The sequence below is a fragment of the Xanthomonas vasicola pv. musacearum NCPPB 4379 genome (assembly GCF_000277895.2).
GTDB classification, from domain to species: Bacteria; Pseudomonadota; Gammaproteobacteria; order Xanthomonadales; family Xanthomonadaceae; genus Xanthomonas; species Xanthomonas vasicola.
In genome coordinates, this window is the sequence record NZ_CP034655.1 from 2215785 (window position 1) to 2239017 (window position 23233).

22 protein-coding genes and 1 other RNA gene are annotated in these 23233 nt (G+C 63.3%); 7 read left to right on the forward strand and 16 right to left on the reverse strand.

The features are described 5' to 3' along the window. Window positions 1-9: 9 nt before the first annotated feature. The 8 genes from flgH to KWO_RS10385 all read right to left on the reverse strand — a co-directional run bounded on the left by flgH (window position 10) and on the right by KWO_RS10385 (window position 7562). Window positions 10-702 carry a flagellar basal body L-ring protein FlgH gene (gene flgH, locus KWO_RS10345; protein WP_010373617.1) on the reverse strand — a complete coding sequence of 231 codons (693 nt, stop codon included), beginning with the start codon at window positions 700-702 and terminating at the stop codon, window positions 10-12. Window positions 703-740: 38 nt separating this feature from the next. Next, window positions 741-1526, reverse strand: coding sequence for a flagellar basal-body rod protein FlgG (gene flgG, locus KWO_RS10350; protein ID WP_010373615.1), 786 nt, complete (start codon window positions 1524-1526; stop codon window positions 741-743). A gap of 1106 nt (window positions 1527-2632) precedes the next feature. Beyond that, window positions 2633-3388: a flagellar basal-body rod protein FlgF gene (gene flgF, locus KWO_RS10360; RefSeq protein WP_010373611.1), complete on the reverse strand. Its 756-nt coding sequence runs from the start codon at window positions 3386-3388 to the stop codon at window positions 2633-2635. Between the two features lie 144 nt (window positions 3389-3532). Continuing rightward, complete coding sequence (gene flgE / locus KWO_RS10365) at window positions 3533-4756, reverse strand: flagellar hook protein FlgE (RefSeq protein ID WP_010373610.1); 1224 nt, start codon at window positions 4754-4756, stop codon at window positions 3533-3535. Between the two features lie 31 nt (window positions 4757-4787). Then, window positions 4788-5453, reverse strand: a complete 666-nt coding sequence (locus tag KWO_RS10370; RefSeq protein WP_010373608.1) for a flagellar hook assembly protein FlgD — start codon at window positions 5451-5453, stop codon at window positions 4788-4790. Between the two features lie 37 nt (window positions 5454-5490). Then, window positions 5491-5898, reverse strand: coding sequence for a flagellar basal body rod protein FlgC (flgC, locus tag KWO_RS10375; protein ID WP_010380841.1), 408 nt, complete (start codon window positions 5896-5898; stop codon window positions 5491-5493). Between the two features lie 3 nt (window positions 5899-5901). Next, window positions 5902-6303 carry a flagellar basal body rod protein FlgB gene (gene flgB, locus KWO_RS10380; protein ID WP_010373604.1) on the reverse strand — a complete coding sequence of 134 codons (402 nt, stop codon included), beginning with the start codon at window positions 6301-6303 and terminating at the stop codon, window positions 5902-5904. Window positions 6304-6617: 314 nt separating this feature from the next. Further along, window positions 6618-7562: a chemotaxis protein CheV gene (locus tag KWO_RS10385; protein WP_010373602.1), complete on the reverse strand. Its 945-nt coding sequence runs from the start codon at window positions 7560-7562 to the stop codon at window positions 6618-6620. 552 nt (window positions 7563-8114) lie between these two features. Between KWO_RS10385 and flgA the strand changes: the two genes are divergently transcribed. The 4 genes from flgA to KWO_RS10410 all read left to right on the forward strand — a co-directional run bounded on the left by flgA (window position 8115) and on the right by KWO_RS10410 (window position 10879). Then, a complete protein-coding gene (flgA, locus tag KWO_RS10395; RefSeq protein WP_010373601.1) occupies window positions 8115-8759 on the forward strand; it encodes a flagellar basal body P-ring formation chaperone FlgA in 645 nt (214 codons plus the stop codon). Between the two features lie 66 nt (window positions 8760-8825). After that, window positions 8826-9137 carry a flagellar biosynthesis anti-sigma factor FlgM gene (flgM, locus tag KWO_RS10400; RefSeq protein ID WP_010373600.1) on the forward strand — a complete coding sequence of 104 codons (312 nt, stop codon included), beginning with the start codon at window positions 8826-8828 and terminating at the stop codon, window positions 9135-9137. Between the two features lie 15 nt (window positions 9138-9152). After that, window positions 9153-9485, forward strand: a complete 333-nt coding sequence (locus KWO_RS10405) for a hypothetical protein (protein WP_010373599.1) — start codon at window positions 9153-9155, stop codon at window positions 9483-9485. Window positions 9486-9652: 167 nt separating this feature from the next. Then, window positions 9653-10879, forward strand: coding sequence for an ATP-binding protein (locus KWO_RS10410; protein WP_010380837.1), 1227 nt, complete (start codon window positions 9653-9655; stop codon window positions 10877-10879). Window positions 10880-11016: 137 nt separating this feature from the next. Here the strand turns inward: KWO_RS10410 and KWO_RS10415 are convergent, their stop codons facing one another. Further along, complete coding sequence (locus KWO_RS10415) at window positions 11017-12738, reverse strand: EAL domain-containing protein (protein ID WP_010380835.1); 1722 nt, start codon at window positions 12736-12738, stop codon at window positions 11017-11019. A 3-nt stretch (window positions 12739-12741) separates the two neighbouring features. Further along, window positions 12742-14874: a sensor histidine kinase gene (locus tag KWO_RS10420; protein ID WP_026113353.1), complete on the reverse strand. Its 2133-nt coding sequence runs from the start codon at window positions 14872-14874 to the stop codon at window positions 12742-12744. A gap of 120 nt (window positions 14875-14994) precedes the next feature. Here KWO_RS10420 and KWO_RS10425 point away from each other — a divergent pair, with 120 nt between their 5' ends. After that, window positions 14995-17781: a sensor domain-containing protein gene (locus KWO_RS10425; protein ID WP_026113214.1), complete on the forward strand. Its 2787-nt coding sequence runs from the start codon at window positions 14995-14997 to the stop codon at window positions 17779-17781. 787 nt (window positions 17782-18568) lie between these two features. On the opposite strand, the gene KWO_RS10430 is transcribed toward KWO_RS10425, so the two are convergent. Beyond that, a complete protein-coding gene (locus KWO_RS10430; protein WP_010373586.1) occupies window positions 18569-18853 on the reverse strand; it encodes a hypothetical protein in 285 nt (94 codons plus the stop codon). Window positions 18854-18939: 86 nt separating this feature from the next. Further along, window positions 18940-20217: a methyl-accepting chemotaxis protein gene (locus KWO_RS10435; protein WP_026113215.1), complete on the reverse strand. Its 1278-nt coding sequence runs from the start codon at window positions 20215-20217 to the stop codon at window positions 18940-18942. 123 nt (window positions 20218-20340) lie between these two features. Here KWO_RS10435 and KWO_RS10440 point away from each other — a divergent pair. After that, a non-coding RNA gene (locus KWO_RS10440) (sX9 sRNA) lies at window positions 20341-20414 on the forward strand. 4 nt (window positions 20415-20418) lie between these two features. Here KWO_RS10440 and hflD read toward each other — a convergent pair. From hflD to KWO_RS22555, 4 genes are read right to left on the reverse strand one after another with little or no spacing between them, the layout of a single operon-like run. Continuing rightward, on the reverse strand, window positions 20419-21033 hold the full coding sequence (hflD, locus tag KWO_RS10445; protein ID WP_026112500.1) for a high frequency lysogenization protein HflD: 615 nt from the start codon (window positions 21031-21033) through the stop codon (window positions 20419-20421). Next, window positions 21033-22169: a tRNA 2-thiouridine(34) synthase MnmA gene (gene mnmA, locus KWO_RS10450; protein WP_017112872.1), complete on the reverse strand. Its 1137-nt coding sequence runs from the start codon at window positions 22167-22169 to the stop codon at window positions 21033-21035. The genes hflD and mnmA overlap by 1 nt, the downstream gene beginning before the upstream one ends. Beyond that, window positions 22166-22624: an NUDIX hydrolase gene (locus KWO_RS10455; protein ID WP_017112871.1), complete on the reverse strand. Its 459-nt coding sequence runs from the start codon at window positions 22622-22624 to the stop codon at window positions 22166-22168. Before KWO_RS10455 ends, mnmA begins: the two co-directional genes overlap by 4 nt. Next, the gene (locus tag KWO_RS22555; RefSeq protein WP_010373577.1) at window positions 22621-22785 is read right to left on the reverse strand and encodes a hypothetical protein; all 165 of its coding nucleotides are present in this window, start codon (window positions 22783-22785) and stop codon (window positions 22621-22623) included. Before KWO_RS22555 ends, KWO_RS10455 begins: the two co-directional genes overlap by 4 nt. Before the next feature lie 89 nt (window positions 22786-22874). Here KWO_RS22555 and clpS point away from each other — a divergent pair, with 89 nt between their 5' ends. Continuing rightward, complete coding sequence (gene clpS / locus KWO_RS10460) at window positions 22875-23195, forward strand: ATP-dependent Clp protease adapter ClpS (protein WP_005914463.1); 321 nt, start codon at window positions 22875-22877, stop codon at window positions 23193-23195. The last annotated feature ends 38 nt before the right edge of the window (window positions 23196-23233 follow it).

Consider the following 23233-nt stretch of genomic DNA (forward strand, 5'->3'; position numbering starts at 1 on the left):
GTGGCAGGCTCAGTAGAGCGACAGACGGGAATTGAAGAAGCGGCTCAGCCAGCCCATTGCGTTGGACTGCGCAATCGCGCCACGGCCGCCGTAAGCGATGCGGGCGTCGGCCACTCTGCTGGAGGGCACGGTGTTGTCCGGGGCGATGTCGGCGGCGCGCACGATGCCTTGCACCTGCACCAGTTCGTCGCCCTGGGTCAGGCGCAGGTTCTTCTGCCCCTGGATCACCAGATTGCCGTTGGGCAGGCGCTGCATCACGGTGACGGTCACGCTGCCCTGCATGCGGTTGCTCTGCGCGGTGTTGCCCTTGCCGGCAAAGCTGCGGTCGCCGTTGGTGCTGTTTTCCAGCACATTCAAGCCACCGACGGTGAGTGGTGCGCCCAGCAAGGTCGGCGCGCTCATGGTGGTGGCGTCTTTCTTGCTGATGCTGGTGTTGGCGGTGGACGAGGCGGTGGTGCTTTCGACCAGGTTCACCGTCAGCAGATCGCCGACATCGCGGGCACGGCGGTCGCCGTACAGGTTCAGGCCGGGGCCGGCGGCGTAGATCGCGCCGGCAGTCGGCTGCGCCACCGGTGCAACCACCGGAACGATCGGCGCCAGTTCGGCGAACGGGCGTACATCGCCAGCGGCCACGCAGCCACCCAGCAGCGTGCTGCAGGCAATGGCGAGGCACAGGGAGGAGAGGGAAGGCAGGCGTGACATGGCGTTGATTCCTGAGAGGGCGACGAGCGACGAACCGATCAGACGTTGTTGTTCAAGTAACCGAGCATCGAGTCGGTGGTGGAGATGGCCTTGGCGTTCATTTCGTAGGCGCGCTGCGTCTCGATCATGCTCACCAGCTCTTCCACCGTATTGACATTGCTGCCTTCCAGCGCGCCCTGCACGGTGTTGCCCAGGCCGTTGAGGCCAGGGGTGCCGTTCTGCGCGGGGCCGGAAGCGGTGGTCTCGACGAACAGGTTTTCGCCCTTGGCCTGCAGGCCCGAGGGGTTGATGAAGTCGGTGAGCGTGAGCGCGCCGATTTCCTGCGCGGCAGCCTGGCCGGCCAGGGTGACGCTGATGGTGCCGTCGTTACCGATGGTCAGCGACTGCGCGCCTTCCGGCACCTGGATGCCCGGCTGCAGCGGGTAGCCACTGTTGGTGACCAGTTGGCCCTGGGCGTTGATCTGAAAGGTGCCGTCGCGGGTGTAGGCAGAGGTGCCGTCGGGCATCTGCACTTCGAAGAAGCCGCGGCCGTTGACCATCACGTCGAGCGCGCGGCCGGTCTGCTGCTGGCTGCCCTGGTCGAAGCCCTTGAACGTGGACACCACGCGCACGCCGGTACCCAGTTGCAGGCCGGTCGGCAGCTGCGTCTGCGCGGAGGTCGAGCCGCCGGGCGCACGCACTTGTTGATACAACAGGTCTTCGAACGCGGCACGGTCGCGCTTGAAGCCGGTGGTATTGGTATTGGCCAGGTTGTTGGAAATGACCGACATGCGCGTCTGCTGCGCATCCAGTCCGGTTTTGGCGACCCACAAAGCCTGATTCATGACCCGATTCCTCGTTAGACCCGGGGATGTGTTCCGGGCACGGCTGGGTATATGCACGTGCCGTGCCAAACCCGCGTCGGATTTCTGCCGGCTGGTGCGATGGTCATGCGGAGTGGGTATGCAGCAGGCTGCATAGGGCAGAGGCTGCAGCTGGCGGCAGGTGTAACCGGTAGCGGTGGGACTGTGTGACAGATCTGCTTGGAGATCTGTTGCCGGCTGCCGGTTGTAGCGTCCTGCTCACTTGGCGGAGAGCGGGGGGAGTTTGTTAGCCGCTTCTTGTTAGGCGTGGCCCTTGCTCAGGGTAAGCGCTGAGTCGGTCGAGTGCGCGGTGCCCTCACCGCTCGCAGGACACGCCGTAAACCCGCTCCTGGGGGCTCGTTGGCGGCATCCATGCCGCCATCGGTCCCGCAATCGGCGAGGGCACCGCACCAGACGGTTGGCTGGCGACCAATCGAAAGCGGGTCGTTACACGCCTTGGTTTTGCGTGCTGCTACGGATTGCTTGTTTCGTGCAACTCAATGGTGCGATCACAGACGTGTGCGTGACGATCAATACGCACTAACGCACTTCGAGCACTGCTCTCATAGACCACCGATCATCTCGACTGGTCCTTTCCGCTCACCGTCGCGGGACCCTTGGGGGCATGGATGCCGCCACGGAGCTTACAGGGACATACTTGCAACGTGTCCCGCGATGGTGGGCGGGCAAGGGCCCTGCAGCCAAGCCGAAGATCAGCCTCCCCGCCGCGCAGATCCAGCCGGTCGCTCTGCAGCAGACCTGCGTGACGTTGCTTTTATTTGTCACTTTTATGAGTGCGATGGCGGCTCATCGCACTCATAAAAGTGGCCGACAACCATGGATATTAGTCGTCACCAGGGCGCTGATTCTTTACGACACCGCAGTAGCCAGCGCTGTACTGCTTGCGTAAGGCTGAGCTTGAGATTGCGTTTGCTGCGGGCATCGCCGCTGCCGGCGTTGTAGCGGTCGCTGCTGACCAGTCATCGCATTTGGGCTTCTTTTGGCGTCTGAGACGACGTTGCAGCTGGTATCAGCATGCTTGGCACCAACTAACGAGCCTTCGGCGGTCCAATTCGCTTGAACTGTACTTAGCCGCTCACCCGCAACAGCGAATTGGCCGATTGGGCATTGTCGTCGCCGTTCTTGATGATCTTGACCTGCATCTCGAACTGCCGCTGCAGCTGGATCATTTCTACCAGCGCGCCGGCTGCATCCACATTGCTGCCTTCCAACATGCCGCTGTTGATGGTCTTGCCGGTGGCCACGGCAAATGCCTGCGCCGGGTCGGTACTTGTGTTGCGCATCAGCCCGTCCGGGCGCCGCGTCAAACGGTCGGCTGGCGCATCCACCACCTTCATCTTGCCGACGATGGCCATGGTCTGCGGGCCTTCGCCCTGCGGAATGATGGAAATACTGCCGTCGCTGCCGATCTCCATCGCCTGGTGCGGCGGGATCGTCATCGGGGTACCGCCTTCATCCAGCACCGCATGCCCGTTGGCGGTAACCAGCTGGCCATTGGCGGTGAGCGCCAATTCGCCGTTGCGGGTGTAGGCCTCGCTGCCGTCGGGCGACTGCACTGCCAGCCAGCGGTCCTGCTGCAATGACACGTCCAGCGGGTTGCCGGTGACCTTCTGATGGCCCTGGCTGCGATCAAAGCCCTGATCCACGTGCAAGGCATCGATCCGCGACGGGTAGCCCTTGCCCTGGATCTTGAACGCCTCGGTGTTGGCCAGCGCGGCCTTGAACCCCACCGTATCGACGTTGGCGAGATTGTGCGACACGGTGCTCTGCGCCTGCAGGGAGGCGCGGGCACCGGTCATCGCAACGTAGAGGGCTTTATCCATGGGACACCGGGAATCGGGAATGGAGAATCGGGAATCGCAAACGCGGGTTGCGGGAAGCTGGGAGAGCAGGGCGCAGGGCCGGCATCCGATACACGCGATGCCAGCTCTTACGATTCCCTATTCCCCAATCCCGATTCCCAGCCATTAACGAATATTGATGATCGTCTGGGTGACCTGATCCTGGGTCGAGATCATCTGCGAGTTGGCCTGGAAGTTGCGCTGGGCCACGATCATGTTCACCAACTGCTCGGTCAGGTCGACCGTGGATGCTTCCAGCGAGCCGGATTCGACCTGGCCCAGATCCGAAGTGTTTGGCGCGCCGGTGCGGGCGGCACCGGAGGTGTAGCTCTCGGCCCACATGTTGTTGCCCTGCGACTGCAGGCCCTGCGGGTTGACGAAACTGCTCAGTGCGACCTGGCCCAGCGGCTTGTCGGCGCCGTTGGAATAGCGCGCGAACACCACACCGCTGGTATCGATGCTGATCTCGTTGAGCTTGCCGCTGGCGTAGCCGTCCTGGCGTGTATCGCGCAGCGCGAAGGCTTCGCCGTATTGGGTCGAGCCGCTGACATTGAGCTGCATGTTCAGCACGCCCGCGCCGGTGCTTGGGGTGAACGGGTCCATCGCAATGATGCCGTTGGCCGGGGTGGTCAACGCGCCGGTGTCGGAGAACTGCAGCGTGGTTGGGGCACCGACTGCGGCGCCATCCACGTAATTGTGCACCTGCCACTCGTTCGGGTTGGCGGTCTTGACGAAGTAGGAGGTCTGCACGTGGCTGACACCCAGCGAGTCGTAGACGTTGATGCCGCCGGTGGAATGGCTATAGGTCTTGTCGTCGGCCGGGTCGAACGGAGTCACCGTCGGCGCGGTGGCATTGCCGGGCAGGGTGAAGGCCAGGTTGACCGTGGAGGTGGATTTGGGCGGGCTGTCGGTGGTCAGTAGCTGCAGGTCCGACAGGCGGCCCACGTCAAAACCGTTACCGCTCGGGTTGGGGGCAAACACCTGCAGTCGTGCGCCCTGCGGGTTGACCACATAGCCGTTGGCATCGGTCTGGAAGTTACCAGCGCGGGTGTACATCTTGGCGCCGTTGGACGAGACGGTGAAAAAGCCTTCGCCGGAGATTGCCAGGTCCAGGCTGCGCCCGGTCGGGTCGATATTGCCCTGCGAGAACTGCTGCGCCACGTTGCTGACGCGCACGCCCGAACCCACCGCATTGCGCGACAGGCCGTAGCTGGTGCTCTGGAACATGTCGGCAAACTCGGCGCGCGATTCCTTGAACCCGGTCGTGTTGACGTTGGCGATGTTGTTGGAGGTGACGTTCAGATCGGCATTGGCTGCGTTGATGCCGGACAACGAGGTATTGAAGCCCATGGATGAGTTCCTTTAGGTGTTGGTTGCCGGCTCAGCTGACGCGGAGCACGTTGGCGAGCGGGGAAGTGCCTAGCCCGGTCAGGTTGAGATACAGGCCGTCCGAGCCGATCGTGACGCTGTCCACCGGGGCGTCGACATAGGTGGATAACTTGCTTTTGGAGCCAGCGGTGTCGGTCTGGGTCGCGGTGACGCCATATTTGCCGGCCGCCATGCGGTTGCCGTTGGCATCGGTGCCATCCCAGGCGAACGACACCTCACCAGCGGCGCTGGACGGCACGCTGAGTTGTTTGACGAAGGCGCCGTTGGCATCGGTGATTTCAAAATTGACGGTGCCGGCCGAGGTCGCGGCGACCACACCCTTGGCCGAACCGGTGGCATCGATGGCGACCTGCGCCGAGGGCACCAGCACGTTGTGACCCACCAGCGCCGCGCCCTTGAGTACCTGGTCGCTGCTCATCGACGTGGAGAGATTGCTGAACTTGGTATTGAGGTCGCCAATGCCCTGCACGGTGGAGAACTGCGCCAGCTGGCCAAGAAACGCGCTGTTGTCCATCGGTTTGAGCGGGTCTTGGTGCTGCAACTGCTCGGTCATCAATTTGAGGAAGTCGGCCTGGCCGAGTGCATCCTCTTTTTTGGGAGTCTTGCTGCCGGTACTCAGGCCAAGAGTTTTGTAGATATCGCTGGCGATCGTGCTCATCTGGAGGATTCCGCGTGTATGGGGCAGCTAGGAAGGGTCAGCGACCCATGGTGAGGGTCGCGAGCGCCAGTTCCTTGGCGGTATTGAGCATTTCCACGCCTGCCTGGTAATTGCGCGAGGTGGAAATCATGTTGACCATCTGCGAGACCGGGTCCACGTCGGGCGAGAACACATAGCCCTCGGCGTCAGCCAGCGGGTGGCCGGGTTCGTAGCGTCGGATCGGCGGCGCATTGGTGGTGGTGATCTCTTTAACGTTCACCGAGGTCAGGCTGGGGTCCCGGCGGCTTTGCTGGGCCTGGAAGATCGGCTCGATCGGCTTGTAGGTGGCCTCGGCCGAGCCTGCGACCGAGTCCGCATTGGCCAGGTTGGAGGCGATGGTGCTCAGGCGGACCGAGTGCGCGTGCAGCGCCGAGCCGGCCACATCGAAAATGGGAAGGTTGCTCATGACTTATTGGCCCGTGATCGCGGTGAGCATCGAGCGCACCTTGGATTCGAGGAAGCTCAGCGACGCGCGGTATTCCAGCGCGGCGCGGCCGTAGGCGGCGCGTTCGGCATCGGGATCGACGGTATTGCCGTCAAGGCTGGGCTGATCGGATTCGCGAGTGATCTGGAACGGGTTGAGCCCGCTGCCGCCGCCCACTTCGTAGTGCTTGGCGTCAGTGGTTTGCATCAGGCCGCCATCCTGCTCGCCCTGCGCCGATTTCAGCGCCGCCTCGAAGTTCAGGTCCTTGGCCTTGTAGCCAGGCGTGTCCACATTGCTCAGATTGCTGGCAATGAGCTTCATGCGCTGCTCGCGCAGCGCCAACGCGTCGCCATGGACGCCGAGGAACGAAGAGAAGGGACTGGACACGGTGCTCTCCCGCGAAGTGTTGCAAGGGAGAAAGCAATGTTTGTGCCAAATCAAGGTGGTGCGGGAGGCGGAGCTGGCGATGCACGTCGAGCGTCAGACGGGCGGTCTAGGTGCCAGACATCACCCGATGTGTTGCCGCTCGGCTACCTGCGATTGACTGTGCAACTTACAGACCAAGCCAGACTGCCTGGCATTGCTGTCACTCAGCGCGGCGTGTGCCCAACCGCGCGGATGCCTTTAAAAGGCGTGTTCTTTCTGGAAGAACGGGACTGCAGATACCCGGCCGTGCCCGTGGGCAACGCGACCGGGTGAGATCAGGCCGCTTCGGCGACCGCTTTCAAGCGCGTCAGCACGTAATCGGCCAGTTCGTGGGCACTGTACTTGGCCACGAAAGCGTTGGCGCCCACCTGTTCGACCATGGCGTTGTTGAACACGCCCGACAAGGAGGTGTGCAGTAGCACGTACAGGCCTTGCAGGCCCGGTGTGCGCCGGATTTCCGTCGTCAGCGTGTAACCGTCCATTGCCGGCATCTCGATATCGGAGATCACCATGGCGTAGCGGTCGGCCGGGTTTTCGCCCGATGCCGCCACCTGCAGCAGGTGGTCCAGCGCCTGACGACCGTCGGACAGCAGGGTCGCCGAAACGCCCAACTGGTCAAGCACGCTGCGGATCTGCTGACGTGCCACGCGCGAATCGTCCACCACCAACACCTGGAACTGGCGGTCGTAGGCCACCAGCTGCAGCGAGGGATCCAGCTGCACGTCCTTGCTGACCTTGGCGATGTCGGCCAGCACGCTCTCCACGTCGATGACCTGGATGAGTTCGCCCTGGAAGCGCGTTACTGCCGTCAAATAAGTGGCTTCGGCACCAAGTTCCGGCGGCGGATGGATGTCTTCCACCGCAATATTGACGATGCGTTCCACTCCGCTGACCAGGAAGCCCTGGACCGAGCGGTTGAATTCGGCGACCACTAAATAGCCGGGGCCGTTTTCGGAGTGCGAATCGCGTTCCGGGTGGCCGATGGCCACGCCCAGATCCAGCACCGGCACCGAGCGCCCGCGCACGTCGGCAACGCCTGCGAACTCCGTCGGCAGGCCGGGCACCTGAAACAGTTCCGGCCGGCGCAGCACTTCCTGCACTTTGAAGACGTTCACGCCAAAAAGCTGGCGTCCGCCCAGCCGGAACAGCAGCAGGGCCAGTCGATTGTGGCCAGCCAGTCGCGTGCGCTGGTCGATGCGGTTGAGCAGATCGTGGGTCATGCTGCAGGTATCGACAGGGTGGCCGGATAACTTGAGGGGACATTGCAGCCTGCCGAGTGCCACCCCGGGAATGGGGAATAGGGAATGGGGAATCGATTGAGGGCTGAGAGATACCTGATTTAGCGAGGAGCAGCGCTGGCGCCATGCGCCATCTGTCTGGCCCTGACATGTGTCAGACGCCGTTCGCTCTCGCTCTCGCTCTTGCGACTCCCGACTCCCGACTCCCGACTCCCGACTCCCGACTCCCGACTCCCGACTCCCGACTCCCGACTCCCGACTCCCGACTCCCGACTCCCGACTCCCGACTCCCGACTCCCGACTCCCGATTCCCGACTCCCGACTCCCGACTCCCGACTCCCGACTCCCGACTCCCGACTCCCGACTCCCGACTCCCGACTCCCGACTCCCGACTCCCGATTCCCGATTCCCGATTCCCGACTCCCGATTCCCGATTCCCGATTCCCGATTCCCGATTCGCGATTCGCGATTCCCCGGCCAAGAAACGGCACACCCCTTGCATAACAGTTCCCGTCTTCCTCCGGATCTGGTCCCATGCGCCTGCTCCTGCTTGTCATCTTGTTGGCTGCCGCTCCGGCCTGGGCCCAGAGCTATCAGTCTGTCGATTCCATCCGTGCTGCGGCGCTGGCCACCGTTGGCCCGGACGCCGAAGCCGAGGCCACACTCGATCCGGGCCTGCGCATGCCGGCCTGTCCGATCGCATTGCAGGCCCAGCCCACCGGCACCAATACGGTGGAAGTGGCGTGTCCGCAGCCGGCCGGTTGGCGCTTGTTCGTCCCGTTGAAGGTGCGTCGCAACCAAGACGTGCTGGTATTGCGCCGTGGCATCAGCGCTGGAGAAACCATCTCGCTTGCCGATATTAGTATCGAGAAGCGTGACGCCGCGCGCATTGTCGGTGCGGTGCTGGCCGACCCGGTGGCTGCAGTGGGCAAGACCGCCCGCCGCATCCTGCCGGCAGGCTCGCTGCTGTCGGCCAACGATCTGGTGACGCAGCGGCTGGTCCGGCGCGGCGACACCGTGCCGCTGGTCTCGCGCAATGGCGGCTTGGAAGTGCGCATGAGCGGTCGCGCGTTGTCCGATGCTGGCGAGAACGAGCGCGTCTCGGTAGAGAATTCGTCCTCGCGCCGGGTGGTGCAGGGCATTGTTGAAGCGAGCGGAACTGTTGTGGTCTCCCGGTGAAAAATTTCTATAAAGTTTTTTTTCTGGGTGCCGTTATCCCCTACGACCTGTAGAGGAGTTCCTGACATGACCCAGAAAATTGAAGGCAATCTACCGACCGCTGCCACCCTTCGCACCGCAGCCACCAGCAGCAAGATCGCTTCGGCCGGTGAAGATCGCGCGTCCCCAGTAGCCGCAACCCCGCCGACCGACAGCGTCAAGTTGACCGGCGAAGCCACCAACCTGCAGAACCTGCAGCGCGAGCTTTCGCAGTCCTCGGCGATCGACACCGGTCGCGTCCAGGCGGTGAAGGATGCATTGCACAACGGCACCTATTCCATCAACCCGGATGCCATCGCTAGCCGCATGATGGATCTGAATCAGCAACTGGCGGGTTAATCCCCGACTGAAAGGATGAACGTGAACGAGTTCCTGCAACGTCTCAGCGATGCGCTGGCCGGCGAACGCCAGGCATTACTCGAGAACGACATCGATGGGTTGATGCGACACACGCAGGACAAGCTGTCGGCGCTGCATGCGCTAGAAGCGGCGATGCCTGCAGGCGAAGAAGAGCGCCTGCGTGAGCTGGCAGAAGCCAATCGCGCCAATGGCGCGCTGCTGGCTCGCCGACGCCGCGAAGTGAACTGGGCGCTGCGTCATCTGGGCCGCACCGAAAGTGCGCCGTCCTACGACGCCAAGGGGCAATCAAGCGTGTTGCGCGGCGGACGTTCGCTGGCAGTCGCCTGAGTCGCAGTTTGTTTTGCAGCAGATCGGGTTGCAGATAACCCAGCACGCTTACGTGCGCCGGCAGGTGCTGTTGGGTCTGCGACACAGCGCCGGATAAATGCGAAACGGCGATAGGGCGCGTCAACGGTTCGGCGTATATTGAGGCGTCCTCTACGCCGCTTGCTCCCGTGACCGCCAAGTTTTTTCTCAATCAAGCCTTATTGCCGTCCTCAGACATCCTGCGCGCCTTCGGCGACCAGATGCTGGAGGGCGTGCTGCTGTTCCGCGCAGACGGAAAGCTGATTCTGGCCAATGCCATCGCACGCCAAAGCCTGTGCAAGGAAGATCCCGCCGACGATCGCAATCTGGGCGAGCGGATTTCGCAGGTGTTGCCATCGGACGCCCTCAATCAGGCGCGCAGCAAGGGCAGCTGGACCGGCAGCCTGCCGGTGGCCGACCGCGTGGTCATCGCGCACCTGTATTACAACGAAGAGTGCGGCGTCGGGCATTTTCTGGCGTTGTTCCACAACATCGAAGGCCAGCAGGATTACGAGCGCGAGCTGCAACAGCGCCATGCCGAATTACGCCAAGCCTATCTGCGCTTGAACGGTGCGCAGGATAAATTGCTGCAATCTGAAAAGATGGCGTCCATCGGCCAGTTGGCCGCGGGTGTGGCGCACGAAATCAACAATCCGATTGGGTACGTGCACTCCAATCTGGGCAGCCTGCAGGAATATCTGCGCAGCCTGTTCACCCTGATCGAAGCGTATGAGCGCGCGCTGCAGGCGCCGGACCCAAAGGCGCTGATTCCGGAAATCGACGAGATCCGCAACCGCGCCGACATCGACTTCATCAGCCGCGATTTGCCGCAATTGATTGCCGAATCACGCGAAGGCATCGAGCGGGTGACCCGCATCGTGCGCGACCTCAAGGACTTCTCGTACTCGGACCGGTCCGAGTCGTGGAAGATGGTCGATCTGCATGCGGGTCTCGAATCCACCATCAACATCATCTGGAACGAGCTCAAGTACAAGGTCACGCTGGAGCGCAATTACGCCGAGCTGCCGCTGGTGGAATGCCTGCCGTCCGAGCTCAACCAGGTGTACATGAACATGCTGCTCAACGCCGGTCAGGCGATTGTCGAGCGCGGCACGATCGTGGTGACCACCGGTCGCGACGAAGCAGAAAACGTCTGGATCCAATTCCAGGACAGCGGCGCCGGCATCGCCCCGGATCTGCTGCAGCGCATCTTCGACCCGTTTTTCACCACCAAACCGGTGGGCAGCGGCACCGGCCTGGGCCTGTCGATTTCCTACGGCATCATCAACAAGCACCACGGCCGCATCGACGTCGAAAGCGCCCCGGGGCAGGGCGCCAGTTTCAGGATCGTGCTGCCGATCCGGCAGCCGCGGTAGCGCTGACGCGCAGGGAATGGGGAGTTGGGAATCGGGCATGGGTACAAGCGGCTTGGCAGTCGCTTGGTTTTGCTGCAAGCCTGCCAAAGCAAGCAAGCCGCAGAGGTCCGCTCTACCGATTCCTCATTCCCAATTCCCTATTCCCGGCCGTTACGCAACTCATCATGCGTGCGGAATGCCTGGCGAATGTGCTCGCGCAGTTCGTCGTCGTTCCAGGGTTTGGTAAGGAAGCGGTAGATCGCGCCGCGGTTGATCGCTTCAGTGACCGTGGCCAGGTCCGTGTAGCCGGACAGCACCAAGCGCACGGTGTCGGGGTAGAGCATTTTCACCCGGCCCAGGAACTCGGTGCCGCTCATGTCGCTCATGCGCTGATCCGAAAGGATCACCTGCACGTCATTGGTGGCGAGCAGGTCGAAGGCGTCGCGTACGTTGCCAGCCGCCAGAATCCGGTAGCCGTCGCGGCGGAACAGACGCACCAGCGAGCGCAGCACGTTCTCTTCGTCGTCCAGCAGCAGCAAGGTGCGGTCGGGGCGGCTTTCGGCGAACGATTCCGGGCGCAGGTAGCGGCGTCGTAACGCCATGCCGGCCGACTCGGCCGACATCGGCTCGCCGAACAGATAACCCTGGAAGATGTCGCAATCGTTACGACGCAAGAAGCCCAGCTGCGCCTGCGATTCAACGCCATTGGCAATGACCGTCATGCCGAGCTGGTGGCCCATGGCGATGATGGCGCGCGCAATCGCCGCCTCGCGGCTGCCGGCCGGCGCGCTCTTGATGAAGCTGCGGTCGATCTTCAGCCGGTCCACCGGGTAGCGCACCAGCGCGCTCAGGCTGGAATCGCCGGTGCCGAAGTTATCCAGGCTCAGGCTGATGCCTTCGTTGCGCAGGTTGGCCATCGTCTCGTGGACGAAGTTGACGTTGTTGGTCAACGCACTTTCGTTGATCTCCAACGTGACGAACTGCGCCGGCACGCCCGCGGTCTGCAGCATCGCCATCACTTCGTTGAAGAAGCCCGGGCGCAGCAGCTGCAGCGTGGAGACATTCACGGCAATGCTGAAGTCATCGAAGCCCTGGTCGCGCCACAGCCGCGCCTGACGCACCGCGTTCTGCAGCACCCATTCGCCGATCTGCACGATCACGCCCAGGCGCTCGGCGGTGCGCATGAAACGCTCCGGCACCAGCATGCCCAGGGTGGGTGACTGCCAGCGCAGCAGCGCTTCCATGCCGACGATGCGGCCGTCGCGCGCGCTCACCAGCGGCTGGTAACGCAAACGCAATTCGCCGTGCGGAATTGCATCGACAATCTGCCGCGCAATGATGCTTTCGCTATGCGCGTTGGTGGCCGAGTTGCGCGTGTACAGGCGTACCGTGTTGCCACCTTCGCGCGCGGCTTGGTAGCTGGCTTCTTCGGCGTAATCGAGCAATGTGGACAGCGAAGTGGAGTGTTCCGGGCACAGACTGATGCCGACCTTGCCGGTCATGAACAACGTATACGGCAGCACCGACAGTGGCAGCTCCAGTTGCTGACGGATTTCTTCGGCGAAATCTTCCGGCAGCGGCGTGTCTTCACGACGCACTGCCACCACAATCATTTCATCGCTGCCGTGGCGCCATAACTTGCCGCGGTTTCCGAGGAATTCCTGCAGGCGGCGCGCTGCCAGTGTCAGCGCCTGATCGCCGACCTCGCCACTCATGTTCTCGTTGATCGAGGCGAAGTGATCGATGTCGACGTGGAAGATCATCAGCGGCGGGCCCCCGGATGCCGCCGCATCCACCAGATGCAGCAATTCGGCGTTGCCGGCGCCAAGCCGTGTGGGCTTGACGATTTCCAGTCCGGGCGGGATTACGGGGCTCCACATGACTCAACGTCCACAATCGTCGTGAACGGACTCGCCGACCGGGTGATAGGGCAGGCGCAACGTCACGCGCGTGCCTGCTCCGGGTGCTGATTCTATCGCGAGCGTGCCGCCCACGGTTTGCGCACGCTCACGCATCACAATCAGTCCCAGCCCGCGCGGGCCCTCAGGCTCGAAGCCATCGCCATCATCGCTGACCTCAAGACGAAAACTGTCGCTGTCGATCGAATGCAGGCGCAGGCGCACTTCGCCCGCACAGGCGTGCCGCAATGCATTGGTGAGGCTTTCCTGCGCGATCCGGAAGCAGGCTTGCTCGATCTCGTTACCCGGCCGTTCCTCGAGCGCCTGAATGTCCAGCTCCAGCCGCACCTGTGAGGCGCGGAACAGCATCGACGCCTGCCAGCGCAAGGCTGCTTCCAGGCCCAAGGCATCGAGTTGGGGCGGACGCAACAGCATCGACAGATTGCGCAGCTTGGTCACCGTGCTGTCGGCCAGCGACACCACTTCCAGCAGATCCTCGCGGCGCGCATCCGCGTCAAGCTCATCCAGCGCCGCATGTGCCGACAGCTTCATCGCGGTGATCGCCTGCCCGATGTCGTCATGCAGATCACGCGAGATGGCGCGGCGCTCGTCTTCCTGCAACGAGAACAGCCGCTTGGCCATGGCTTGCAACTCGGTATTGCTCTCAGCCAGGGCATCGCGCATGCGCTCGGGTTCGCTCAGGTCGCGCACGACCAACAGCTTGCAGCTGCGGCCGCCATAGCGGATATCGCCGGCCGACAGGCCGGCGTAGAAGGTGCTGCCATCACGCCGGCGCATCGCACGTGCGCTGGAGACCGGCTCGTTGCGATCGCTGCCTGCGCGCAGGTACTCACGCACCACTGGTAGGTCGTTATCGCCAACCAGTGTCTGCAGCGGCTCGCCCAGGATGGTTTCGCCCTGAAAGCCGAACTGCGCAGAGCCGGCCGCATTGGCGTACATCACATGCTCGTCGGCGAGGATCAGCACACCGTCGGGCAGCACGCGCACCAGTTCGCGAAACTGCTCCTCGCGCTCGCGCAGCAGCCGGCGCGATTGCTCGCGTTCGCTCACGTCCTGCAAGGTACCGTGCACATGGCGCACGCCGCTGGGGCTGGTCACGCTTTCGGCGCGCAAATGCACAGTGCGCGGTTGCGAATCGCCGCCGGTCAGCGGTAACAGCACATCGATTTGCACCTCGCCACCGGTACACATGTCTTCGATCATGCGTTCGATGCGCGCCTGGGTGGCACTGTCGGAGGCGGTCAGCAATTCTTCCAGCCGGTGTTCGCGACGGTGCATTGGCACGCTGCGCCCCAGCAGGCGATAGACCGCGGGCGAATAGCGTCCCAGGCCGGTTGTGCGGTCCAGCTGCCAGGAACCCAACCGCGCGATGCTCTGCGCTTCTTCCAGGCGCTCGAGCGCTTCGTCGCGCAGATGCTGCGCCTGGCGCTCTTCGTTACGGTCCACGGTAACCACCAGGCGGGCAAGGCCGCTGGACAGATGCAGCTGGTTGCTACGTACCTCGACATGCCGCGGCCCGCTACGTGTCATCAGATCTTCGTTCAACACGCAGGTGGCATCTCCCTTGCCGCGAATTTGCGCAATGATCTCCTCCAGCCGCTCGCCATCGGCATTGGGCCAGATCGCCTGCAGTGTCTGCTGCAGGAACTCGTCGCGCTCCCAGCCAAAAAAGTCCAGCGCCGCCGGATTGGCATCGAGGATGCGCATCGTGGCAAGGTCGTAAACGAAGGCCGGGCTGGGCAGGGCTAGGAACTTGGCCTGCAGCAAGGCCTCGGACTGCGCCAGCTGTGCGTACTCGTTCACGAGCACTCCCGTGAAGCGGCGAAGCACCAGGTGGATGACGATGCTGGACACCACCAGAAAGCTCGTGTCCGACCAGCGCTCCTGCATGGCGGCGCCGGCCAGGTTGAGCAGCCGGTTGCCCAGTAGCAGCCAGACCGCGCCAATCAGCAGATAAAGGCCGGTCAGGGTCCACAGGCCTTGCTGCAGGCGTTGGCCGAGGCGGAGACAGGAGACGGTAACAGACGAAAACGCGGGCGCGGCGAGGGGCTGTTGCATGGATCCGCGGACGACCTTGGATGCTGACGATGCAGCCATCTTAGCCGTAACTCGGGCCGGTTCGGTCCAGCTCGAAACAGGTGGCTCAACTAATCCGCGGCACGGCCGTTATCCATTGCGACTCCGAAGGCCAGAGTCGATTCTTCGGAGTGTTCCAGAGTGGACTCAGGCGTCATTGCAAGCATGCTGCAGCACCCGCTGACCTCAGCGGTGGTGTTGTTGGATGCGCATGGCCAGCCCCTGGCGGCCAACCGCGTTGCGCAATCGCTTGGATTGCCGGCAACCCTTGGCGCCTATGCCGACGTTTTGGAAAGCAGCCGTGCCCAGCTGGCCGACAGCGGTGGCATGGCGCCTTGCGTATTGCCGGGGCCCGTCGGCGGTCGGCTGGAAGGCTGGTTGCGTGCGGTCTGCGACGAGCAGGGCCAGATCATGGCCTTCACCTTGAGCATTCCCGAGCCGAAGGGTGCCGATGGCACCAGCCGCTGGGAAATGGGCCTGGACAGCGCCGATCACGGCTTGTGGGACTGGGACATTCCGGCCGATGTGGTGTATCGGTCCGAGCGCTGGACGCGCATGCTCGGTTATTCCGAGCCGCCGCTGCCGAACAATCTCACTGCCTTGTCCGGGCTGATTCATCCGGAAGACCACGCGCATGTCAGCGCGGCGGTACAGGCCCATTTGGAAGGCCGCACCGACACCTACGTGGCCGAATTCCGGCTGCGTCAGCACGATGGCCAGTGGCGCTGGATCCTGGATCGCGGCCGCGTGGTATCACGCACCGCCGACGGACGCCCACTGCGCATGGTCGGCACGCATACCGACGTGCACCATCACAAACTGCTCGAGCAGCAGCTGCGCGAGCAGCAGGCCCAGCTCGAAGAAGCCCAACGCATTGCCAGCATGGGTAGCTGGAGTTGGGATTCGCACCAAGACGCACTGTGGGTGTCTCAGGACTTCCTGCAACAACTCGGCATGACCAACGTGCGTCTACACGGCATTCGCGACGTCCTGCGTTTGCTTGGTCGGCCCTCGGTTGCGCAACTGCGCAGCGCCTGGCGCAAGATCAAGCACGAAGGCATGCCGGTGCATTTCGAACTGGAAATCAACGGTCTGCTCGGCGCCAATCCGCATCATCTGCGGGTATGGGCGCAGCCGGTGTTCGACGGCGACGGCAGCATGGTACGCCTACTCGGCCAACTGCAGAACGTCACGGAACAACGCCAGACCGACGCGCTGATCCGCTGGCGCACCGAGTTGCTCAACCGCGTGTCCGCGTTGGGCAAGATCGGCGGCTGCGAGATCGAGGTCGACACCCGGCGTATGCAATGGACCGAGGAGTGCTACCGCATCCACGGCCTGCGCAAGGAAAATATCACCCTGGAACAGGCGTTGTCGCTGTACACCCAGGATTCGCGCGACGCATTCGAAGCGGCGCTGCTGCGTATTTCCGATGGCGGTCTGCCTGAGCAACTGGAGCTGTGTTTTTATCGCAACTCTGGCCAGCGTGTCTGGGTGCAGGTGCTGATCGAGCTGGATCGCCGCGAGGGCTTGCCGCTGCGATTTGTGGCCTTATTCCGCGATATCACCCGCGAACGCGAAGCCAACGAGCGCATCGAACTGCTTGCCCATTACGACCGCCTGACCGGTTTGCCAAACCGTTTCTTGCTGCGCGAGCAGGCAGAGAACGCCATTCGCGAAGCGAACGAGCGTGGTCAGGTGCTGGCGATGCTGTTGATCGATCTGGATGGCTTCAAGAGCATCAACGATTCGTTCGGTCATGCCACCGGCGACAACCTGCTCAAGCTTGCCTCGTCACGCCTGCATCAACATTTGCGCAATAGCGACCTGTTCGGCCGCTTCAGCGACGACGAATTCATTGTCCTGCTACGCGATATGTCCGAGCCGGAAGATGCCGGCCATGTTGCGCGCAAGCTCATCGCTGCGCTTGGCGAGCCGCTGCGCAAGGAACACGTCACCGTCAAGCTCGGCGCCAGCATCGGCATCGCGCTGCAGGGTGAAGGGCTGTCGGATTTCGACAGCTTGCTGCGCGCCGCCGATGCGGCAATGTATGCCGCCAAGGAATCTGGCCGCAACACCTTCCATTACTACAGCCAGGACGTGTTGCTGCGTGCGCAGCGCCGCCTTGAGTTGGAGCATGCGCTGCAGGGCGCGCTCGAGCGCGAAGAATTCACGCTGGTCTATCAGCCGCTGGTCAACACCGTAGGCGATGCATCGCCGGCGATCGAAGCGCTGATGCGCTGGAACCGCCCTGGACACGGTCCGTGCAGCCCGGTCGAATTTATTCCCATTGCCGAAGAATGCGGCGAAATCGTGCGACTGGGCGAATGGGTGATCGGCGAAGCCTGCCGCCAGGCCGTGGTCTGGGATCGCGCCGGCCTGCATTTCAGCCGCGTTGCAGTGAATGTGTCTGCGGTGCAGTTGCGCGAGCGCGGTTTTGCCGAGCGTGTGCTGGAAATCTGTCGCGACAATGGCTGGCCGCCTTCGCGTCTTGAGCTGGAAATGACTGAATCTGCCTTGATTCGCGACTCCGATTCGCTGCGCCGCTGTTTCGAACTGTTCGAACAGAACGGCGTATTGCTGGCGGTGGACGACTTCGGTACCGGCTTCTCGAACCTGCATTACCTCAACCGCTTCCCGGTGCAGCGGCTGAAGATCGACCGCAGCTTCGTGCAAGGCATGCTCGACGACGCCAACACTGCCGAAGTCACTCAGGCCATCGTGCATCTGGGCCATGCCCTGGGCATGCAGGTAGTCGCCGAAGGTGTGGAAACCGTGCAGGAAGATGCACTGCTGCGCCAGCAGGGCTGCGACGAAATTCAGGGTTACTTCTACTCACGCCCGCTGTCGCCACGCGACATGGCGCAGTGGCTACGCGAAGCCGACGCCGGTATGCGGCTGGGTGCGCGCTTGGTCATCGCCAACTGACAGACTGCCTGGCGGTGCGTGAGTTCAAGCCCCAGTCGTCAGCGCTGTGAGTGATCTATTCGCGTGTGCGACAACTCGAGACATCCGAGATGACGAGTCGTAGCGGCGTTTGAATGCAGTTGAACGCTTGCTCGGTCGAGTGCGCGTTTTCCTCACGATCAATGGGCAAGCCGTGAAGCCGCCCTAGAAGCTCCGCGATGGCATCGACGACGCTGGGTTTTCCCGCCAAGTTGCGCGGATCATGCAGCAACCCTCGCGGCTTCGAGTGCGCGGTGTCCTTACCGCTCGCGGGACATGCCGTAAACCCGTCGATGGGGGTTCGAAGGCGGCATCCATGCCGCCAAGGAGCTTACAGGGACGTACTTGCAGCGTGTCCCGCGATGGTGAGCGGGCAAGGGCCCCGCAGCCGAACCGCAAATCAGCAGCTCTCCACCTGGCGCGCCCATTTTCCACTCATGTGACTAAGCCGAAGCGCTTGGGCGACAAGAAGGTGCTTGTAGCGTGTCATGCGACGACGCGCAGGCAATAGCGTTGCAGCCAAGCAGCAGACGCGCGATTGCCGTGCACCATAGCATTCCGCATCAATTGAAGCCTCACGCTCTGTCGTAACCGTCGTCGAGAAGGCGGGCAGGGGAGCAATCACCCTGATGCTGCAATTGATCGGCATCACGAGCGCAGAGCCAGACCTGCTGGCCCGGCTTGATGCAAAAGCGCTGATGGTCGGGCAGTGAGACAAAGCAACGGGGCGCCTGCCGAGGCACGCCCCGCTGTTGACGGCAGTGGCGGCCTATCGCCCCGATCCGTCGACCGCAGCGCCATCCAGACCCATATCCCAGGCCACGGTTGCGAACAAAAGTTCCTCTTCGCTGCAGGCGCGGCGCGGGTTGATCAGTGCCTGCAGCTCTGCACGGGCGCTGCTTTCCAGCCGTTCCAACGCGGCCGGCATGCGGACGCGCCGCAGCGCGGGCTTGGCCGCATCGCTTTGCGCGATGCGCTCGGCATGTGCGGCTGCCAGTGCAGCGGCCTGCAGTGCGGCAGTGGAGGCATCGATGGTCGGAGCTAGAAGCGTCATGAGCGGAACACCAGATGATTACGGAACGACAAATCCCCGGAAGGCCGGGGAATGTCGGGATCAGCAGCTGCGTGACGGCATCGTTCTTAGAACAACTCGACCGTGCCGACACCCATGCCTTGCTGTGCCACCGGCTTGTGCGGCGGGCGTTCCCACTCCACACGCATGTCGCGCAGACGGTTGGACACCTTGGCCAATGCGGCGACCAGGTCGCTGTCGTACACGCCACCATTGCGATGCAGCAGTTCCTGCAGCGCCACCGCTTCGCGGTTGATCGCGGTAAGGCGATCCAGGTGGGTGTGGATACCGCTCAGCGTTTGCGTGGCGATGTCCTCGAACTGCAGGGCACGCACCGCTTCGGCCACGCTGCCATCGATCGACCGTGCGCACTCGGAGATTTCGCGCATGCCATCGCCCAACGAGGCGTTTATCTGAGCGACGTTCTCCAGCATCGCGGCCGATTCATGGCGCGCCTCGCGGGAGCGGTCCATATGACGCGAGGCCAGCTGCGAGACCGTTTCACGTACCTTGGCGATCGATTCCTTGGAGCTGTGTGCCAGCTTGCGGATCTGTTCGTTGAAGGTGGTGGAACGCTCGGACAAATTGCGCACCTCGTCGGCAACCACGGCGAAGCCGCGACCGGCTTCACCGGCACGTGCTGCTTCGATGGCGGCGTTTAAGGCTAGCAGGTTGGTCTGGTCGGCAATCGACTTGACGTCTTCCAACAGCGCGAAGATGCCATCTAGATGCTGTGCCATCTCATCGATGTGATGGACGGTATTGGTGCTTTGGCCGCTCACCTGTTCCAGCGCTTCCACCAATTGCTCCATGCGGGAGCTGGCGTGCTGGGCGAAGCGGGCGACGTCGACGCCGGCACTGCCATCGTCACCGGCACGGTCGACGATGCGGGCCAGTGCCTGGCTTTGCTGGCGCGATTTGCGGTTCATCGCTTCGAAGCTGCCACCAAGACCGGACACGGCCTGGCGGATCAGTTCACGGGCACGCTCAACTTCTGAGCGCGAACCGTCCACTTCGTTGCTGACGAACGTACGTAGTTCGTTGAGCAGTTGGTCCTGCTCGCGCAGGATGCGTGCCTGGTCCGGATTAGACCGGAACTGGGAATAAGTCACCCAGGCAGCGAAACCCAACCAACTGAGGGTCATGGTCGCCAGGATTGCCCAGCGCACCGAAGCGGGCCAGTCGAATCCGACAGCGAAGGGAAACAGCAAGGTCAGAGCCAAAGGAGCGGCTAGACGGATGAGTGGACGTGAATACATGGGCGTTCTCGGCAGAGTCACGGTTGCTGTATCGGCACTCCCCCCATTGTCTTTAGCGGCGATCGCCAGATCGTCTTGTCCATTCAACCGCGGTTGGCGCGCGCCGGCGGCCGCTAGCGTTGCGCCACAAGCTGTTTTTCGCGCTGTTTTAGAGCAGCTAACAATCTACTCCGCAGCCGCCGGCGGGCGCGGCCGGTGCTCGGAATCGGCATGTACGACGGGTACACACCGGCTCCTGCGCGCCGTCCGCACCCACCTGACGACTGCTCGCTACGGTTTTAGCCGCTCTTAGCGCAGCGCGCGGTCCACCGCTTCGATCATGGCGCGTTTGGCAAACAGGAAATCCCACAGGCTGCCGCCCATCTGCCGCCACAGTACCGCCGAGCGCACCGCTGCCAGCAACAGCGCGCGGATCTCGGCGACCACACCGGCCTGGCCCAGGTAGTGCGGGTTGCCTTGCACCATGACCTTGGGTCGCAAGTGGCTGATGGTCTGCGCGTACAGCCCGCCGAGCGAGCTCAGCACATCCGGGTGGTTGCTATCGCCGAGTTGCTGGGCCTGGCGCGCCGCCGCGTCGATTCCACTGGCGACGGTGGCCACGGTGGTGGTGTCGCGCACGAACCGGCGCTCCAACTGCAATACCGCCAGTGCCAGGCGCGGCAGCACCTCGTCCTGGCCCTGGTTGCGGAAATAGTTGTGCAACAGGCGCAGGCCGGGCGCCAGCGCCGCTGCCGAGCCGTAGACGGCCTCCGGCGAGGCGGCGTCCACCCGGAACACGCTGTCCATGGCGGTGCGCACCGTCGCCGCTTCCGAATGCCCGGTTTCGGCGATCCGCCGCACCTGCTGCAGGGCCTGGGCGACACCGGCAAGCGCCAGCACGCGGTGATCCATGGAAACACTCATCAAGCCACTACCTCAGAGGAAAAAGAAGATCCCGCCAACTGGCGTTCCAGCGGCGCGTCGGTGGCGGCAATGACCGCACCGCCCAGGCATTCCTCGCCGTCGTACAGCACCAGCGACTGCCCCGGTGTCACCGCCCGTTGCGGCCGTTCGAAATGCACCTTCACGCTGCCATCGTCCTGCACGTCCACCGTGCAGGGCTCGTCGGGCTGGCGGTAGCGGGTCTGCGCGGTGCAACTGAAGCGGCGCGCTGGCGGCGCACCGGTCACCCAGTGGGCCTGTTCTGACTGCAACCAGCGCGATTGCAGCAGCGGGCTGTCGCGGTCCTGATCCACGTACAGCACATTGCTCGCCACGTCCTTGCCGACCACGTACCACGGCGCTGCAGCACGTCCGCGCACGCCGCCGATGTTCAGCCCCTCGCGCTGACCCAGGGTGAAGTAGAACACCCCGGGGTGCTCGGCAATGCGCTGCCCCCGCGGGTCGCGGATCTCGCCGGTGCGCGCGGGCAGGTAGCGGCCCAGAAACTCGCGGAAATCACGTTCGCCGATGAAGCAGATGCCGGTGGAATCCTTCTTGGCATGGGTCGGCAAGCCGGCGTCCTGGGCAGTCCGGCGCAGCGTGCTTTTTTCCAGATCGCCGATCGGGAACAGTGTCGCAGCCAACTGGGTCTGCCCCAGCTGATGCAGAAAATAGCTCTGATCCTTACCGCGGTCGGCGCCGCGCAGCAGCCGCCACCGCCCGCCGCGATGCGCCACCTGCGCGTAATGACCGGTGGCGATGCGTTCGGCACCCAACGCCTGCGCTGCGTCGAGAAAATGCTTGAACTTCACTTCGCGGTTGCACAACACATCCGGGTTTGGCGTGCGCCCGGCCGCGTATTCGGCCAGGAAATGCTCGAACACGCCGCTCCAGTATTCGCCGGAGAAGTCGCGGAAATGAAACGGGATGCCCAGCACGCCGCAGACGGCGACCGCGTCGCGGCGGTCGTCTTCTGCGCGGCAATCGCCGCTGCCGTCGTCGGCCCAGTTCTGCATGAACAGCCCGGCGATCTGCTCGCCTTGCTGCGCCAGTTTCCATGCGGCCACTGACGAATCCACGCCGCCGGACACGCCCACCACAATGCGCGGCGTGCTCATGCGACGTGCCGCACCACCGACAGTGGGTAACGCTGCCCGGCCAGGTAATCGGCCACCACGTCCCACACCAGGGGGCTGCGCAGGTGCTCGGTCGAGGCGCGCAGCTCTTCCGGGGTCATCCACAGCGCGCGCACCACGCCGGTGTCCAGGCTGCGGTCGGGGTGGTGGGTCACGGCATCGGCAACGAAGGCAAAGCGCAGAAAGCACTGCCCGCTGGGCGCGACCCATTGATAGGTACCAATGAACTGGGTCAGGCGCACATCCCAGGCGGTCTCCTCCAGGGTTTCGCGCACGGCGGCGTCCAGCAGGCTTTCGTTGGGCTCCAGATGCCCGGCGGGCTGGTTCAGCAGCAGGCGGCCGCCAATGGATTCTTCCACCTGCAAAAAGCGCCCGTCGCGCACCACAACCGCGGCCACTGTCACATCAGGATGCCAGCGCTGCTCTTGGGCGCTCATCGCACCTGCTCCTGCGCGACCGAAGGCATGCCTACCGCATCGGCAGCGGGACCGGCATCGCGGTGCCATTCATGTGCACCTGCACCGTCGCTCGCTGCGGGCATGGGGGCATCTGCGGTAGACGACGGCGCCAGCAACAGCGCGGTCATAGAATCGATCATCAAGGGCCAGCCAGAAAGTTGGAGACAAATTGTGCGGGGCGCAGCGTAAATCGTCCAATGCACGCGAGCTTGAACCGTATAATGACTGGATGCCTCGGAATACCTCACACGAACACGACCACGGCCTGATGGTCGAAGCCAGCAAGCCTGAAGTTGCGCCACCGCCGCGCTATCAGGTGCTATTGCTGAACGATGACTACACCCCGATGGACTTTGTGGTGACGGTCCTGGAACAGTTTTTTAACCTGAACTTGGAGCAGGCCACTCAGATCATGTTGCACGTCCACACCCGCGGGCGTGGCGTCTGCGGGGTCTACAGCCGTGAGGTTGCAGAGTCGAAAGTGGCGCAGGTCAACGAGTTTTCGCGCATGAACCAGCACCCGCTGCTGTGCACGATGGAACAGGCCTGAGGCCTCGGCCCGGATCATTTCAGCAGCGCAACAGTGTG